This window comes from Chlamydiota bacterium (genome assembly GCA_016178055.1).
Taxonomy (GTDB): domain Bacteria; phylum Auribacterota; class JACPWU01; order JACPWU01; family JACPWU01; genus JACOUC01.
In genome coordinates, this window is sequence record JACOUC010000053.1 from 1 (window position 1) to 15,662 (window position 15,662).

At 40.0% G+C, this 15,662-nt stretch carries 17 protein-coding genes; 3 read left to right on the forward strand and 14 right to left on the reverse strand.

Features of this window, described 5'->3' with window-relative positions:
- The 11 genes from HYS07_08285 to HYS07_08335 form a co-directional block, all read right to left on the reverse strand.
- Nucleotides 1-186 (reverse strand): hypothetical protein (locus HYS07_08285; GenBank protein ID MBI1871172.1); only part of this gene is annotated, 186 nt, incomplete at its 3' end.
- Nucleotides 187-456: 270 nt separating this feature from the next.
- Entirely contained in the window at nt 457-1,380 is a 924-nt protein-coding gene (locus tag HYS07_08290) for a bifunctional 5,10-methylenetetrahydrofolate dehydrogenase/5,10-methenyltetrahydrofolate cyclohydrolase (protein MBI1871173.1), read from the reverse strand.
- A complete protein-coding gene (locus HYS07_08295; GenBank protein MBI1871174.1) occupies nt 1,377-2,420 on the reverse strand; it encodes a hypothetical protein in 1,044 nt (347 codons plus the stop codon). The genes HYS07_08290 and HYS07_08295 overlap by 4 nt, the downstream gene beginning before the upstream one ends.
- A gap of 32 nt (nt 2,421-2,452) precedes the next feature.
- Nucleotides 2,453-2,602, reverse strand: coding sequence for a small basic protein (locus tag HYS07_08300; protein MBI1871175.1), 150 nt, complete (start codon nt 2,600-2,602; stop codon nt 2,453-2,455).
- The gene (locus HYS07_08305; GenBank protein MBI1871176.1) at nt 2,602-3,591 is read right to left on the reverse strand and encodes a tetratricopeptide repeat protein; all 990 of its coding nucleotides are present in this window, start codon (nt 3,589-3,591) and stop codon (nt 2,602-2,604) included. Before HYS07_08305 ends, HYS07_08300 begins: the two co-directional genes overlap by 1 nt.
- Nucleotides 3,588-4,868 carry a HEAT repeat domain-containing protein gene (locus HYS07_08310; protein ID MBI1871177.1) on the reverse strand — a complete coding sequence of 427 codons (1,281 nt, stop codon included), beginning with the start codon at nt 4,866-4,868 and terminating at the stop codon, nt 3,588-3,590. The genes HYS07_08305 and HYS07_08310 overlap by 4 nt, the downstream gene beginning before the upstream one ends.
- A complete protein-coding gene (locus HYS07_08315; GenBank protein MBI1871178.1) occupies nt 4,852-5,163 on the reverse strand; it encodes a divalent-cation tolerance protein CutA in 312 nt (103 codons plus the stop codon). Before HYS07_08315 ends, HYS07_08310 begins: the two co-directional genes overlap by 17 nt.
- Before the next feature lie 226 nt (nt 5,164-5,389).
- Nucleotides 5,390-5,746 carry a DUF488 family protein gene (locus HYS07_08320; GenBank protein ID MBI1871179.1) on the reverse strand — a complete coding sequence of 119 codons (357 nt, stop codon included), beginning with the start codon at nt 5,744-5,746 and terminating at the stop codon, nt 5,390-5,392.
- A gap of 111 nt (nt 5,747-5,857) precedes the next feature.
- Nucleotides 5,858-6,613, reverse strand: a complete 756-nt coding sequence (locus tag HYS07_08325) for a L,D-transpeptidase family protein (GenBank protein MBI1871180.1) — start codon at nt 6,611-6,613, stop codon at nt 5,858-5,860.
- A gap of 204 nt (nt 6,614-6,817) precedes the next feature.
- The gene (locus HYS07_08330) at nt 6,818-8,146 is read right to left on the reverse strand and encodes a hypothetical protein (protein ID MBI1871181.1); all 1,329 of its coding nucleotides are present in this window, start codon (nt 8,144-8,146) and stop codon (nt 6,818-6,820) included.
- A complete protein-coding gene (locus HYS07_08335; GenBank protein MBI1871182.1) occupies nt 8,119-9,210 on the reverse strand; it encodes a DUF1573 domain-containing protein in 1,092 nt (363 codons plus the stop codon). The genes HYS07_08330 and HYS07_08335 overlap by 28 nt, the downstream gene beginning before the upstream one ends.
- Before the next feature lie 85 nt (nt 9,211-9,295).
- On the opposite strand from HYS07_08335, the gene HYS07_08340 reads away from it, so the two are divergent.
- Nucleotides 9,296-9,469: a PqqD family peptide modification chaperone gene (locus HYS07_08340; protein ID MBI1871183.1), complete on the forward strand. Its 174-nt coding sequence runs from the start codon at nt 9,296-9,298 to the stop codon at nt 9,467-9,469.
- 31 nt (nt 9,470-9,500) lie between these two features.
- Here HYS07_08340 and HYS07_08345 read toward each other — a convergent pair whose 3' ends face one another.
- Nucleotides 9,501-9,845, reverse strand: a complete 345-nt coding sequence (locus HYS07_08345) for a winged helix-turn-helix transcriptional regulator (protein ID MBI1871184.1) — start codon at nt 9,843-9,845, stop codon at nt 9,501-9,503.
- A gap of 134 nt (nt 9,846-9,979) precedes the next feature.
- On the opposite strand from HYS07_08345, the gene HYS07_08350 reads away from it, so the two are divergent.
- Together HYS07_08350 and HYS07_08355 are read left to right on the forward strand one after the other, a co-directional pair.
- Nucleotides 9,980-11,809, forward strand: coding sequence for an ABC transporter ATP-binding protein (locus tag HYS07_08350; protein MBI1871185.1), 1,830 nt, complete (start codon nt 9,980-9,982; stop codon nt 11,807-11,809).
- Nucleotides 11,793-13,610: an ABC transporter ATP-binding protein gene (locus HYS07_08355; GenBank protein ID MBI1871186.1), complete on the forward strand. Its 1,818-nt coding sequence runs from the start codon at nt 11,793-11,795 to the stop codon at nt 13,608-13,610. The genes HYS07_08350 and HYS07_08355 overlap by 17 nt, the downstream gene beginning before the upstream one ends.
- A gap of 292 nt (nt 13,611-13,902) precedes the next feature.
- Here HYS07_08355 and HYS07_08360 read toward each other — a convergent pair whose 3' ends face one another.
- Nucleotides 13,903-14,172: a zinc ribbon domain-containing protein gene (locus HYS07_08360; GenBank protein MBI1871187.1), complete on the reverse strand. Its 270-nt coding sequence runs from the start codon at nt 14,170-14,172 to the stop codon at nt 13,903-13,905.
- Nucleotides 14,173-14,366: 194 nt separating this feature from the next.
- The gene (gene miaA, locus HYS07_08365; protein ID MBI1871188.1) at nt 14,367-15,485 is read right to left on the reverse strand and encodes a tRNA (adenosine(37)-N6)-dimethylallyltransferase MiaA; all 1,119 of its coding nucleotides are present in this window, start codon (nt 15,483-15,485) and stop codon (nt 14,367-14,369) included.
- Between the last annotated feature and the right edge of the window lie 177 nt (nt 15,486-15,662).

Sequence of the window (15,662 nt, forward strand, 5' to 3'; positions counted from 1 at the left end):
TAAGCTCGAGGCTCGAGGCTGGAGGCTCGAGGGAAAAGCAAAAAAAGAAGATGTGTTTGCCTCGAGCTTCGAGCCTCGAGCCTCGAGCGGCTTTTCACCCGCAACACCCTCTGGTCCAATGAGATTTGTGAATAGAAAAGTAATGAGCACAAAAAATGAAGTAAATTTTTTTAGAAATGGGTTCATATTGATCAATAGATTTTCTTAACTAGAGATTCTCTTAACTACCTTATTTTGAATAAGTTATAGATCATTTAATACGAAAACATAAATTTTTTCACAAAATATCATTGATTAAGACACTTTTCAAAGCTTAGAAGTCAAAAAATTTTTATGATTTTTTTAATATCAATTTTAATATCAATGAGTTTCTTAACTTATTTGTATTAGGCTGATTCTAAAATATATTTTTGAATTTCTGGAAGGACCATAGAAAAAAAGAAAATGAATAATAAACTATAGACCGGAGACTGGCAACCGGTGACCCGCGACCAGAGACAGGTGACTATTCTTTGCTGCTTCCAATGTATTCTTAAGCAGCATGGCCACGGTCATGAGACCAATCCCGCCAGGGACGGGTGTTATGGCTTTTGCTTTTTGGGAGACCTCTTTAAAATCAACATCTCCAACTAAGCGGTATCCCTTTGGAGATTGGGGATCAATCACTCGGTTAATTCCTACATCAACCACAACCACTCCTTCTGAAATCCAACTCCCTTTAATCCATTCTGGTTTTCCGATAGCGGCGATGAGAATCTCGGCATTATGAATATGATCAATAATATTTTTTGTAGCCGAATGGCAAATGGTGACGGTTGCATTGGTCCCAAAATCTTTTTGAAAAAAAAGCGCCGCGGCAGGTTTTCCAACAATATTTGAGCGCCCTACCAGCACCACATGTTTACCTTGTATCGCGATGTTAGAGCGTTTCAATATTTCGACAATTCCAAGAGGAGTACAGGGAATAAATTGAGGATTTCCTAGAAGAAGCCGTCCTACATTAAAAGGATGAAAACCATCCACGTCTTTTTGGGGAAGAATGGATTCATAAACCAAGGATTCTCGAATGTGAGAAGGCAAAGGATGTTGAACAATCATTCCATGAATATCTGAACGATGATTAAGAATTTCAATAGCATTTAGAAGTTCTTTTTCAGAAACTTGATTAGAAAAGATCAGGGTTTCGGAGAAGAAGCCCACTTCTTCACAGGCTTTAGATTTTGATTTTACATAGGCCTGAGAAGGAGGATCTTCACCCACTAGAACAAAGGCAAGTCCTGGTTTGATGCCTGTTTTTTTGGTAAAAGATTGAGTCTCGTTTCGAATTTCTTCTTTAATCTCACTCGAAACCTTTTTCCCATCTAAAAGTTGTGCACTCATAAAGTCAACCGCTCAACTTTTTCGACCCGGACCACAGGAACCGTACGATAAACATAGGAAGTAATTTTCCCGCTTACTTTAACTTTTTGATGTAAGAATCGGTCTAATTCATAAGGATTTCCAAGAAGAATGCACGTGCGGACCTTCCCATGAATGAGTTTATAGCGTCGGGATTTTTTCACAAGCCCATCTGCAATTTCAAGTCGGCCTTCGAAGATTGTTTGCAAAAGATTTTCAGAAGAAATTGATTTTGTTTCTTCAACAACAACGAGAGTTTCTTCGGGTATCCATTTTTGCTTTTTTTGGACATTCTCAATTTCTACTTTCACCTTTTTACAAAATTCAGAATCATTGGAATATTCTTTCAATAAATCTTCATATTTTTTGAGAACGGCATCGATTTCGATTTTGTCAACAGGCTTAAAGAATTCATCTGTTTCATACTTTTTAGCTTCTTCAAAAAGTTTCTGTTTGCGAGCCTCATCAAGCTTGTTTTCAGTTGATTCATCACTTGTAGCCGCATAGATGTTATAAGATTTAGAGTAAGCTACAAAGTTTTTATCAATCCAAGCATGAGATTTTTGTGGAGGCTTAATTTGAAGCCATTCTCCATTTTGGCTTACCACTTCAATAAAATCTCCCCTTTCTAATTGGGAAATAACCTCACAATCTGTATTCGATCTAACTCTCACATTGACAGAGTCTGCAATGACTTTGCCTTCATTCACATATTTTGAGTTGACCCAAAAAAAGATTCCCTCGGGAGGAGTAATCGCATACCACCCAAAAGCTTCTTGCCAGACCACGATCTCTTGATCTTTGTTCGCCTGACCCAGAACTTCATAATTTGTACTTGCCCCAGAACGAATGTTCACATTATTTTTAAGCACTTTGCCAACAAAAGGGAATGCCTGAGGGACAGCTTCAAGAGGTGAAGTAGGCAAATCCGTTTTCTGCTCATCCGCAGCACTCAGAAAATCGAACTGCAAAATGAGTATAAAAAGAAACACCAACGATAGAATCTTTTTTTTATGAATCACGATTCACGATCCCCGATTCACTGTTTTTAGGTTTAGGCTTTTGTTTTTGGAAGACCCATTCCCTTATCCCCTTCCTTCCACTTTTTGTGTTTCTTCAAAAGATCAATCCTTTCAAAACGTTTCAGAACATTTCGCTTGGCTGTTGTTTTTCCACTCATTCTTAGACTGGCGTGTTGTGACATCACTGATCTCCTTTTTTAAGTTTATTCAAAATACTTTCGACTTCTTTTCTCAATGAATCTGTTTTTGCAAATTTTAAAAATTTAGAAAAATATTCAATTGCCTTTTGCTTATCTTTACCCGCATAAATTTTCCCTAGCTTAAAATAAGCGAGATAAAATTCTGGATCCTGTTTAATGGCCTCTTCATAATTTTGAATGGCCCCATCAATCTTTCCTTCTAATCGATAAGCATCCCCTAGATTATCATAGATAAAAGGATTTTTGGGATCGAGGTCCTTTGCTTTATTCAAATTGACGATGGCAAAATTAGCATCATTTTTTTGAATATAGGCATTTCCTAAATTATTCAGAACATAGGCCAGCTTAGGTGCAATTTCCAAAGCCTTGTTATATTCTCGAATCGCATCGTCTAAACGACCTAGCTTAGTATAGGCATTACCCAGGTTATTATATCCATAGGGGGATTCAGGATCAAGCTGAGTTGCTTTTTCAAAATTTTCTCTGGCCTTCTCAAAATTTCCTTGATTGTAATAGGCATTGCCCAAATTGGCATAGGCTGGGGCAAATTTTGAATCCAGATGAATGGCTTCCAAATATTCAAAGATCGCTGTATCTAAATTGCCACGATCTTCATACAGAATCCCTAAATTGTTATGAACCACTGCCACCGTTGCATCTGCCTTAATGGCCCCTTGATAAGCCTCAATTGCGTCCTCTTTACGATGAAGCTGTTCATAAGTCCTTCCCAAATTGTAATAGGACCACACATAGCCCGGATCCATTGCCACCGCTTTTTTATAATCCCGAATCGCCTCTTCGTACCTTTCCTTAGCATAGAAATAATTTCCCCGCTCCACCATCCCATCCGCCTTTTCATGCAACTGACTTTCTCCAGGAACATTAGCCGCTTGGACGTAGAGAGAACCGAGTAAAAATAACATCCCGGTTAAAGAAATCCGAAATTTGAAATTTGAAATTTGAAATTTCATCTTTTTTCCTTATGAGCAATCTCTTCCAAAAGTTGAGCAGCGGCTTTAGTGATCTGCGAATCATGGCCTTTTTCTCTTAAATCCAGAAGAATTTTTCTGGTCCGACCGATCTTTCCGAGGGCAAGATAACTTAAAGATAGACAATAGAGTCCTTTTTCCCTTTCTTCATCGCTTAAATTTTGAGACTTGAGACGCTCTAAGGTACGGATCGCATCATTGTAACGCCCGACCTTTCCGTAGCTATAACCTAAATAAAGTAAAATTTGAGCTGACGCTCCCTGATCGAGTCGTTTCTCTAAAAGAGGAATGGTTTCATCAAATTTTCCCTCATCCATTTTTTGATTAATCAAAGTTCCATTCCCAGCTAAAGTCAGATCTTCCTTCTTCTCTTCCAGTGATGCCTTCATCCGATCAAGATACTCTTGATAAGGAATTAATCCTTCAATACGATCCAAAATTTCACCTTGAGGGTTTAAAAGAAGAAGGGTTGGAACTCCCTCGATAGAATAAGTTTTAGCCAAGTCTGGAACCGATTTTGGATTAAGCTTAACGCAAACAAATTTTCTCGAAAGCTCAATCCAAGCCGGTTGTCCCACCACTTTATCTAATAAAGTTTTGCACTCATGAGCACTGGGAAGCTGAAAAAGGACGAGGAGATTTTTTGATTGAGATTGACTGACGTCCATCGCTTCTTTTAAAGAACCATACCACCGGACCTCCCGAGGAATTCGTTGAAGAATATCAGTAGCAATGTGACGGACCTCTGAATTTTGATCCGAATCCTTTGCCTTCTCAAGAAGGGGTTCTACACTTAAGTCACCCAGTATCCCCAAGGCAAACACACTGGCCCAACGCACTTCCCAACTTTCATCATTGAGTAATTGAAGCAAAATTTTTTGAGAGGGTTCACCACAACCTAACAATCCTAGTCCAATGGCTCCTAACCTCTTTTTTTCTACACTGGAAGAAGCCGTCATTTCCTTAAAAATAGCTTCAACCTCCGGTCCTCCAATTTGGGCCAGGGCCTGAGGAACTGCATGACGCACACTCATGACAGAATCCCCAAGCAGTTTTTTAAGAGCAGGAATCGCCATTGGATCTGCCAAATCACCTAAAGCAACGATAGCTTCATAACGCTCGTCTTCATTAGAACTACGGAGCTCCTCAATATACCTATCAAGATCAGAGGCCTCCACTGGCCTTTGCGATAAAATAAAAAAACTTAAAATATAAAATATGAAATTTTTTGTCAGATTAAATTTAAGAAAGCACTTCATCGATCCACTCCAAATATTTTTTCCAACCTTTTTTAATGGGTAATAAAATAATTTCAGGAACCTCATAGGGATGATGTTTCAAAAGATAGGCCTTGACCTTTTCAAAGCACTGCTCCTTTGTTTTCATCATCAGTTGATATTCCTTTTCGCAACAGATCTTTTTCTTCCAAACAAAATGGGATTCTATCGGTCCTAAAATATTCACACAAGCTACCAGCCCCTCTTTTAAAAGACCTTGAGCAAGCTTCTGTCCATCTTTTTTCGATTGAATCGTTGTCAAGACTAAAGCATACACATCTCATATCCTTTTACGAAACACTGGAAACGGGCAACCTGTAACGTTTACTATCTTCCCATCTCTATATGATTTTTATGCCGAGGAAGATCACTAAAGGACTTTACTGATCCAGGGTTATTTTCATATTTTGGATCGTAATCCATCGATGGATTAAAATTGTCGGAAGTGGCACATCCCATCATAAAAATAAAAAATAGACTAAAAAAAAGAAAAGAAACTTGCTTTATCCACATCGTTGCCTTAACAATCCATAAATGACCGCCGCTGGGCTCTCGTCACATTGAGTTTCTCGACAAAGAAGAGTGACCGTCGTCTCTTTTCCTTTTACAGATAGCTCTTCAAGAAGCTTGCGTTTTTCTGACTCTTCCAATTCTTTTAAATAAGCAGTGTTAAACCATGCCCTATCTCCAGAATGCTCTTTTAATCCTTCCAGCAAGGCATACGAAGGAGCCAGGTCTTTGAGCCACCTGTGAATTTTTAAAAGATAGACATCAGCATCCTGAGGCCACAACCGTTCAATCAAAATCCTTTCTCCATCTTCTTTGGAAGGGGAAAGATAAACATTTTTTAATTTAATCATATTCTCTCGATATTAAAAAAGTCCACAGTCAAGTCAATAGTCAACAGTTTTAAAGGAATGATTTTTTCTATGGACTGTCGACCGTCGACTGTGGACTGTAGCTTAAATTAATTACGGCATGATCAAAACTTCTGAACCGATGCTCACACTATCATAAAGCTCCTCAACATCTGTATTCAGCATACGAATACAGCCTAAGGAAGCTTCCTGCTTAATGGAAGCGGGGTCATTTGTCCCATGGATTCCATAACCATATTCTGCAAATTGCATCCAACGCGTTCCCAGAGGATATCTTGGGTCACCCGAGTTAATCTTAATCCTCAAATAAGGATCCGTCCAAATAGGTTTGACCATTTTATTCATAATGGTAAAAGCCCCTTCAGGAGTGCTATCCGATTTTCCAATCGCAATATCATAGGTTTTAATGTGCTCACTTTTAAGAAAAAGACTCAGGGTTTTTTCTTTTTTATTCACCACGATGCGAAAAGGCCCTTCAATGACTTTGAGTTTTTTACCCATTCTAATTTGGTTAGGGTTATCCATATGATTCAAGCGGACAAGAAGTCCAAGAGCGACATGATGTTGAGCCGCAATTTGACTTAGGCTCTCTCCCTTTTGAATCACTTGCTCAAAAGCTCTTTTCTCAAGATCTTCAAAACTTAAATTCACAACCTCAGCTTTTTCTATTTTTGGTGTTCCAGCTTCTGATGAGGTTGATTCTAAGTCCTTTGAAACAAGAGGTGTTGGAGCTGACGATTCCTGATTTATTGGGGCATCGAATGTTTGGAGCGTATTTGTCTTTTCTCCACATCCTGCAAAAGAAAAAACAAAAATCAAAAGAAATAATATTTTATGAGTTGTTTTCATAGTTAAAATCAATCCGAAATTCAAAAATCAAAGATCAAAATGACAAACCAAAATCTAAAATGACTTTTAAAGCAACGACAATAGATCAATTTTAAATTTTAATATGTCATTTTGATTTTTGATGTTTGATGTTTGATATTCATCGCCCATTGGCCGAATTCTACACCTACCCTATAAAAAAAGGCCAGAATAAAAGTAAAGGATTCAATGTTTGATCTTCTCCCAATACTTTTCAAAATCAAACTGGGGGCTGTTTTCAGAATCATGGCAAGTGATACAGGTTCCTTCGCCTGAACGATTCATCGGTTGAATCATCGGGCTCAACACATGAAGCAAACCTCCCCCATGACATGATTCACATCCCACAAAAGCGAGTGAAGAGGTTAATTCCTTTCCTTTAAAACCTCCTTCATAACGAAATCCAACGGAATGGCAAACCAAACAATCTGGATCAAACGGGTGATGAATCGGCAACAAAGACTCATAAGCATGCCAGTGTCTAGAATTTTCCCAAACATGAAAAGCATTTTGATGACAAGACTGGCAAACCTGACTTCCCACAAAAGTCTGGCCTCCCCCCTTCATTCGTCCTTCTTCCTTTTTATACAGGGCCTCATCTTTAAGGCGACTTTGATATTCATCCATTATTTTTTTTATGTCTTCAGAACTTTTAACCTGGTCATCTAAAGGAATAAATTTTAAATTTTCGAAATTTCCTTTTCCTTTTTCGTCAAAGAGAAAATGCATCTCGCCGATCCACTTTCCACCTACCGCTTCTGAAACCAAAATGGTCTGACCTACCCAAATCGGCTGATGGGGTGGATCTTCTTTACCATGGCCTGCAATAATTAAATTTAATTGGGGGAAAAGTTTCGCTATTTCAATGGCTTCCTCAATGTCTCCATGATAGAGTAAAATCCAAAAGAGATGCGAATCCTCTTCTTTTTGAAAAAAACCCTGAATGGCTTCTTGGGGAGATTTAATGAAAAGCCGAGAAGCAATCACTTGTTGAAATTTAAGGGATAACACACCCAGAATCTTAACCTTATAGATAATCCCATTGATATCTATATCCTTTGAGATAACCGACCGAAAAATGGGATTGCCCAACTGATCCACCACATTGCTTGAAAGAAAAGGGAAATGGGCAAGCGACTCCATGGACTGAAGAGTTTCTAGCCCCAATAGACACTCCTCTTCCCCCAAATTTAAAACACCGTATCCCATCACATTCATCGCTTGAAGAGTCGTTTCAAATTTGAGTTCATCCTGACGAAGCGCTCCCCCAATCAAGTCCCCGTTACTCAAAAGAAAACTTAATTTTCCAGGAGCAACAACATGCTGAAGAAAAAAATGCCGCCGCGAAAGCCCTCCCAGTTGCTCGGTCTGACAACCACAAGGTTCGAGACGTCCTTTTTCTTCACCGGTAAAATAGATATTTAATTTTGAACGATGATCTGCAAAGGTTGGAATAACTTGTAGAAAAAAAATAAAGAGGATTAGGATTAGGATTTTCGAATTGTCGGAACCCATACCTGAACGGGGATTTCAATGACATTCATGGCTTCATCGGTTGTGTAGATTTTGAGTGTTCTCGTAAGCATTTTTTCTTTAACATCATTCTTAAGATGAATCACAATCTCGTAACTCTTTCCCTTTTCAGCAGTCTCCGTCTCAAGATCGAAATATTGAGGATCGAGTTCCATCTTAACGATCTCAAAGCTTGATGAACCCGTCGCTGTTAATCTAATTCTTTGAATGGGCAACTGAGGAGCTTTGTTTCCTGAATTTCCTGGGGAAATAAAATTGATCCGAGGGGGAATCACGCGAATGGGTCCCTGTGCATGAGCAATGACCGGAATAGTCACCGGGCTCATACTTGGATCTTCGAAGTGTATAACCAAGGTCTCATTGGAACTTCCTACCATCTGGGCTTTAAACCTCACAAGAACACTCGCCCATACCTCTCGGGTCAGAGTATCCGTCTGAAGAATAACGTTAACATGAGAACTTTTGTCGATCGATGTAATTTTAAGAGGCTTAGGATAAGCATCCGCCTTTATTTTTAATTCTTTTTCGCCACTCTCCCCTAACTTCATCAACCCAAAGTTGATCACCTGAGGTTCAATCTGAAAAGGAGTGCGAATCGTGCCATGAATCGTGAGCTCAACCGAGGGAGATGAAGGATCGTTCGAATTAACCTTAATCCCCTTGTTAAAAACCCCTTGTCGTCCTGTTGAATTAAAGGTGACATGAAGAACACTGCTTTCCTGAGGAGCCAATTCATTTTTCCCTGCAACAGCCCCTGTACATCCACAGGAGGTTTCGATTTTACCCATTTTTAAAGGGGCATTCCCTTCATTCTTGAATGAAAAATCATAACTGACTTTATCGCCTTGAATCATATCTCCAAAGTTATGTTCTCTTTCAGTAAAAGTAATGTGCGGTTGAAGCATTTGAGAAGAAGGATTTACTTCTTCGGAAAAAGCCGATAAGGACTGAATAAAAAAAAGGATGATCAGGGTTGATACTACTTTAATAGGCTTCATCCCTGTTAAAATATCAAAAAAGAGGGGTCTTGACAATTCACATTTCATATTGATAGTCTGACCTCATTCTTCGCACATGAAACCTTGTCCTAAAACTCGGAACCACTTTATTTGTAAACCCCTTGGGGATGAAATGATGCTTTACGATCCTATGACCGAAAACGTTCATATTCTTAACCCGTCTTCTCGATTTCTCTGGGAGCATTTAGATGGCCATCACGAGCTCGAAGATATTGAAAGAAAAATGCAACTTCACTTTACCATTCCGGAAAGTATAAATTTGGAAATATTTTTAAAATTCAAATGAATCGAAAAGAAATTTTAGAAAATCGTGAACGTTATTCTTTTCCTAGAGTGCCAAGAACTTTCTCAGACTCTTTAAATTTTTTGCGAAGCATGATCATGATGGGTCGTAACACATAAAAAATATCCTGATCCTGAATATTATAAAAAACGGTGGTTCGCTCCTGGCGAGATCTTAAAATTCCTGCATCACGTAACGCAATCAAATGACGAGACAAGCTTGACTGCTGAACACCTAACTCTTTGACCAGGGTTCCCACACTCTTCTCTCCATTTTTCAATGTTTCGATGATTTTTAAGCGTAAAGGGTGGCTCAAGGCCTTTAAAAAATCAGCCTTCACTTTATAGACCCTATCTGCAGTTGACTCGTTCTTCATCATGGGAAGCATATCATAAGAGCACTTTAGGCCGTCAAGAGATCCGTCAAAAATTTATTTAAAATTTCAGGCCCCTTAACTTTCTTGACAGACCCTCCATTAATCGGCTATGAAAACAGGAGTAAAGGATAAGAACCATGCATTTTCTAGAAACCATTCAAAAACTTTATGATTATGCTAAACCTTATCGCAAACAATTTGCGCTGGGGATCTTGGCTCTTTTAGCCGTTGATCTTCTTCAAGTTCTCCCACCCCTGATTCTTAAAAAATTTATTGATCAAGCCTCTCTCGCTCTTACCGGAGACCCCCGCCTTACTCCTTTTATCCAACTAGGATTGCTGTACGCTTCTATTGCTGTAGGTCAGGGCATTTGCCGCTACTTCTGGCGCATGTTTCTCATCAAAGGATCCTTCAATGCAGCCCAAGGAATCCGAGAGGAGTATTTTAAAAAATTACAACGCCTTCCTCCTTCCTTTTATGATCACCACCCCATCGGAGACCTCATGTCACTCGCCACCAATGATGTTGAGGCCATCCGCTTTGCTCTGGGACCGGGTCTTTTAGTTCTGGCTGATGCAACTTTTTTTCTGATGAGCATTCCACCTGCTATGTTTATCCTTTCCCCGAAACTGGCTTCCTTGGCCCTTGCTCCGATGCTCATCGTCCCATGGGTGATTGCGAAGGTTGAGAAACATATTCACCATCGCTTCGAAAAAGTCCAAGAACAATTCTCAAAATTGTCCGCCTTTGCCCAAGAAAATCTTGAAGGCATTCGGATTATTAAAGCGTTTACTCGAGAATGGACGCAAATTCAAAGATTCAAAAATATCGGAAAAGAATTTGTCCATCTGAATGTAAAACTTACCCAGGCCCAAGGAATCTTTGAACCGCTCTTTACCCTGGCTGTTTCCTTAGGGTTAGTCTCTCTTTTATTATTCACAGGAAAAGATGTGATTTCAGGAAGGGTAAGCCTAGGGACCCTTGTCGCTTTCACACGATATCTCGAACAATTGGTCTGGCCCATGATGGCTTTTGGTTTATCAGTGACTTATTACCAACGAGGAAAAACTTCTCTAGAACGGATTTTTGAAGTTTTAAAAGAAAAGGAAGAATTTCACTTGGAAATATTTAAACAACCTCCAGAAAAAAACACTCGCCCATCTCAAGGGGTTTCACGGGTCGAGGCGAAAAATCTTACCTTTTCCTATCCAGGTCAAAAAAATCCCGTCCTCAAAAACATAAGTTTTCGACTTGAACCAGGGAGTCGAACGGCCTTGGTTGGACCCATAGGATCAGGGAAAAGTACCTTGGTTCATCTTTTGACAGGACTTTATGATGCCCCGCCTAATATGCTTTTTTGGAACGGGCTGGATATCACCACCCTTCCCTTATCCTATCGAAGAGAGAAAATAGCCGTGGTCTCTCAAGATGTTTTTCTTTTTCTAGAATCTCTCCGATGGAATATTTTATTAGGCTCAAACCATGATATTTTTCGAACGGAATCGGATGACGCATTTCTTTACACCCTTCTTCAAAAATCCGGCTTAGAAAAAGAATCTCGTCTTTGGAATTTAGATTTAAACATTGGTGAGCGAGGCCTGAATCTCTCGGGAGGTCAAAAATCCAGAGTGACACTCGCTCGTGCTTTGATCCGAAAAGCCTCACTTCTCATTCTCGATGATGCCCTTTCCAGTGTTGATACCCAGACAGAAGCCAATATTTTAAATCATCTCTCAGGTCACATCAACGCATCAGACCCAAAGTCTTCAAAACACGATTTTGGAGCCTCTCTCTCCCTTTTAATGATTACCCATCGCTTCGCTCGACTTTCAGAAATGGATCAACTGCTCGTCTTCAATCAAGGAGAATTGGTCGAGCAGGGGTCTCCCAAAAAACTCGAGCATGAAACAGGACTCTATCGACAACTGCTTCAACTCCAAAGGATCGAAGATGAACTGGCACGATGACTCGACAGAAGAAAAAACCCTTCATTTTAAAATGTTGACTCTTTTTCGTGATTGGCTTTGGCCTTATATCTCTCAATATCGTTTTCTATTTCTTACAAGTATAGCCCTTGTCCTTGTCATGACCTCAACCTCTCTGGCCGTTCCATGGTTGTTAGGTTACATCGTTGATCATGTCCTTCTTCCAAAAAAAATAGGGTTTATTCTTCCCTTTTCACTTCTTATTCTGGGAATCGATGGTCTAAACACCCTTGCCAGTTACGCTCAAACTAATTCTTTTAATCTCTTGGGCCAAAAGGTCCTTCATGATCTCAGGCAAAACCTACTGAAACAATATCAATTCTATCCCTTGAGCGAATTTAATCAAATCCCTACGGGAAAACTCGTCACACGTTTAGTAAATGACACCTCCAATCTTCAAGATCTTTTCACAAGCGGGCTCGCCGTTGCCTTTGGAAATATCAGTGTGGTCCTAGGAATCATTATCTGGCTCATTTTCCTTCACCCTTCATTGGGGTTTGTTTCTTTGAGCGTTTTCCCCATCATGCTCTTGGCTTCAAAATTTTTTGGCGGACTCATTCGTAAAACCGCTTGGGAATCAAGAAGAGCGCTCTCGAGGCTCAATTCTTTCCTTGCCGAAAATATTTCTGGAATGAAAATCATTCAAATCTTTAATCAACAAAAAACATTTCAAGAGCGATTCAAAGAAACCTCTCATGCTTATACCCTCACTCAAATCAAAACCATTGAGTCCTTCGCCTATTTTCAACCCGCCATCACCATCTTAAGCAGTCTCTCCATGTCTCTTTTTATTGGGTACGGTGGATTTCTTTCAATCCAAAAAACTTTGAGTTTGGGTCTTCTCGTCACCTTTATGTCCTACCTTCACTCACTGTATGCCCCCATTCGAGACATCACAGAAAAATACAATCTCTTCCTTTCTGCAATGACTTCTTGCGAACGCATTTTCGAATTTATGAACCGCCCCCAAGAAATAGGAAGTGAACGTGAATCCGCTCAAGCCCCCGCGATCGAGATTCAAGGAAAAGTGGAATTCAAAAACGTCTGGTTTCGCTATGACGAAAATCCCCAAACCCCTTGGGCACTTAAAAACATTAACTTTACGATACTTCCCGGAGAAAGAATCGGTATCGTCGGCTTCACAGGAGCCGGTAAAACGACTTTATCAACGCTTTTAATGAGGTACTACGATATTCAAAAAGGTAAAATTTTAATCGATGAAAATGATATCTCGCTTCCTAAAGACAGAAGGTCCCTACGCCAGACAATCGGTTATATTCAACAAGAACCCTTTCTTTTTTCTGGGACCATTGAAGACAATGTTTTCTTATGGGAGAATGAAAGATATTCCGCTTTCAAAACTCTTCCTGATTTTGCGCGAGCCCCCTTTGAGTCGGGCCCTTTATCGCTCTCTAAAGAAATTTTTGAAAAAGGAAGTAACCTTTCTACAGGGGAAAGGCAAATCATTTCCTTTATGAGAACCCTCGTTAAAAATCCACGAATTTTGATTTTGGATGAGGCCACCGCCCACATGGATTCATTGACAGAAAAATGGATTGAAAAAGTTTCACATTTCACTTTTGAAGGAAGAACCGTCTTTATCATCGCCCATCGATTGAGCACCCTTAAAAAAGTTAATCGCATCCTCGTTCTTCACCATGGCGAATTAGTCGAATCTGGGACTCATAAAGAACTCCTAGCTCATAAAGGTATTTATCACAAGCTCTACCTCCTTCAGAGTCGTAAGGAGGCGTTGGAAAGCAATAGTTTAACTATCCAATAGACCTAAGAGGGAAAGAAATTGCTTTTTCGAGACCGTTGATGATCCCACCACCTGCTGCATCACTACAAGTAAACTCTAGATGGGGCCGACAGGCCAGCAGGTGGTGGGATGAGGCCTCTGGCCATGGTGGTTCGACTCGAGCTTGTCGAGAACAAGCATTTTGAGCTTGAAATTTTCTCGACTTCGCTCGAAAAATAATTTTATTCGAGTTTTGCAACAGACCCATAAAAGAATCCAGCTTCTTGAAAAATTGATTCAAGAGGCGGAAACACTTGAAAAAATTTAGGATTAACTACTTCGAGGACGGCTTGGATGAATCTTTTTTATCTGATTTCTCCGATTTTGACTCGCCTTCTTTTTTGGCTGATGTCTTATAACTTTCACTGCGATAATCCGTACTATAGAAACCGGACCCTTTAAAAATAATACCTGCTCCCGTTCCCAATAACCTTTTAACACGACCTTTACAACTTGGACAAGTCCGCAAAGGGCGTTCGGTCATTCTCTGAAATTTTTCGAACACCTTATGACAGCGACTGCATTTATATTCATACGTCGGCATACAAACCTCCTACGATCCAAACTCGCTAGAATGATATACCATGGGAATGTTTATGTTTCAACCATGAAAATCCAAAAATCAAACATCAAAAACCAAAATGACAAATCAAAAATCAAAATTTTTCACAAGACTAGACATAAGATACATTTTGAATTTTAATATGTCATTTTGATTTTTGATTTTTGGATTTAAAATTAGAGCCACATTAATATTCTCTTCGCCATCTCTAAAGACGATTCCCCTTTTTCAAACAGAAACCACTGAATCCGGCTATCTTTTCTAAACCACGTTCTCTGTCGCTTTGCAAATTGGCGGCTATGAAACTTAACCTGTTGTTTGGCTTCTTCAAGTGTCGTTTGTCCCTTCAAAAAAGAGATCACCTCTTTATAACCAATCGCCTGCATCACAACAGGATGGTTTTCAATCTCCTTTGATAAAAGCGCTTTCACCTCACTCACCAAACCTGCTTTGAACATTCCCTCCACACGCTCATCAATTCGAGAGCGAAGTTCATCACGATTTCGGTCTAAACCAATCAAGCAAGCCTCTCTTTGACCTAACCCGGATTTTTCATCAGATTTCGTAGCGAGACCGTCAAGTCCGCTTTGGATGCAAGGAGGACGACCGAGGCCCTGTGAGGCGTACTCAACAGTACGTTGAGCAGGGCCGACCGAGTCTGACGAAGCAGACGAGGCGGAATTGGCGCTCTGAGTAGAAATGTGATGAGAAATTCGGGTTAAACCCCATTGACCCTGAAAAGAACTGATGGGCTTTCCCGTCAATTCATAAACCTCAAGCGCTCGGATCAAACGACGGTGATTCTGAGGTTCAATTTTTAAAGCAGCTGCCAAATCCACCTTTTTTAACCGATCGTACAAAGAGGCCCAACCCTGCTGATCGGCCTCCTTCTCAAGTTGTTGACGAATAGGCCCATCTCTCCCAGGCCCTTTAAAAATGCCATCAATGAGTGAGCGAATGTAAAGACCTGTCCCTCCTACCACCAGAGGAGTTTTTGATCGAATCTGGATACTTTCAATCGCTTTCTGGGCTGATTGAACAAACTGGGCAACGTTAAATTCTTGTGTGATTTCAACAGAATCAAGAAGATGGTGAACAACTTTTTTTTGCTCTTCTGGATTAGGCTTAGCCGTTCCTCGATCTAAACCTCGATAAACCTGCATAGAATCCGCCACAACAATTTCAGCATTGAGAGGACCCGCAAGCTCTATCGAAACAGCTGTCTTACCCACACCGGTCGGACCTACAAGATAAACCGGAAAAGGGGATTTCGTCCTTCGAATTTTGGATTTCATAGTCCCTACGGGACTCATTTCTATGCAGTTTGTAAAAATATCTTTGGCGTCACCTGAAAAGGCTTTTAAATAGGGCGTTTGCAGGTGTTTCGCTCCAAGTCCAACTTTTTATTTTAATGCTAAAAATATTCACGTTTTTTGTGAATATTTTTAGGAATAACCTGGACAACCCTATGA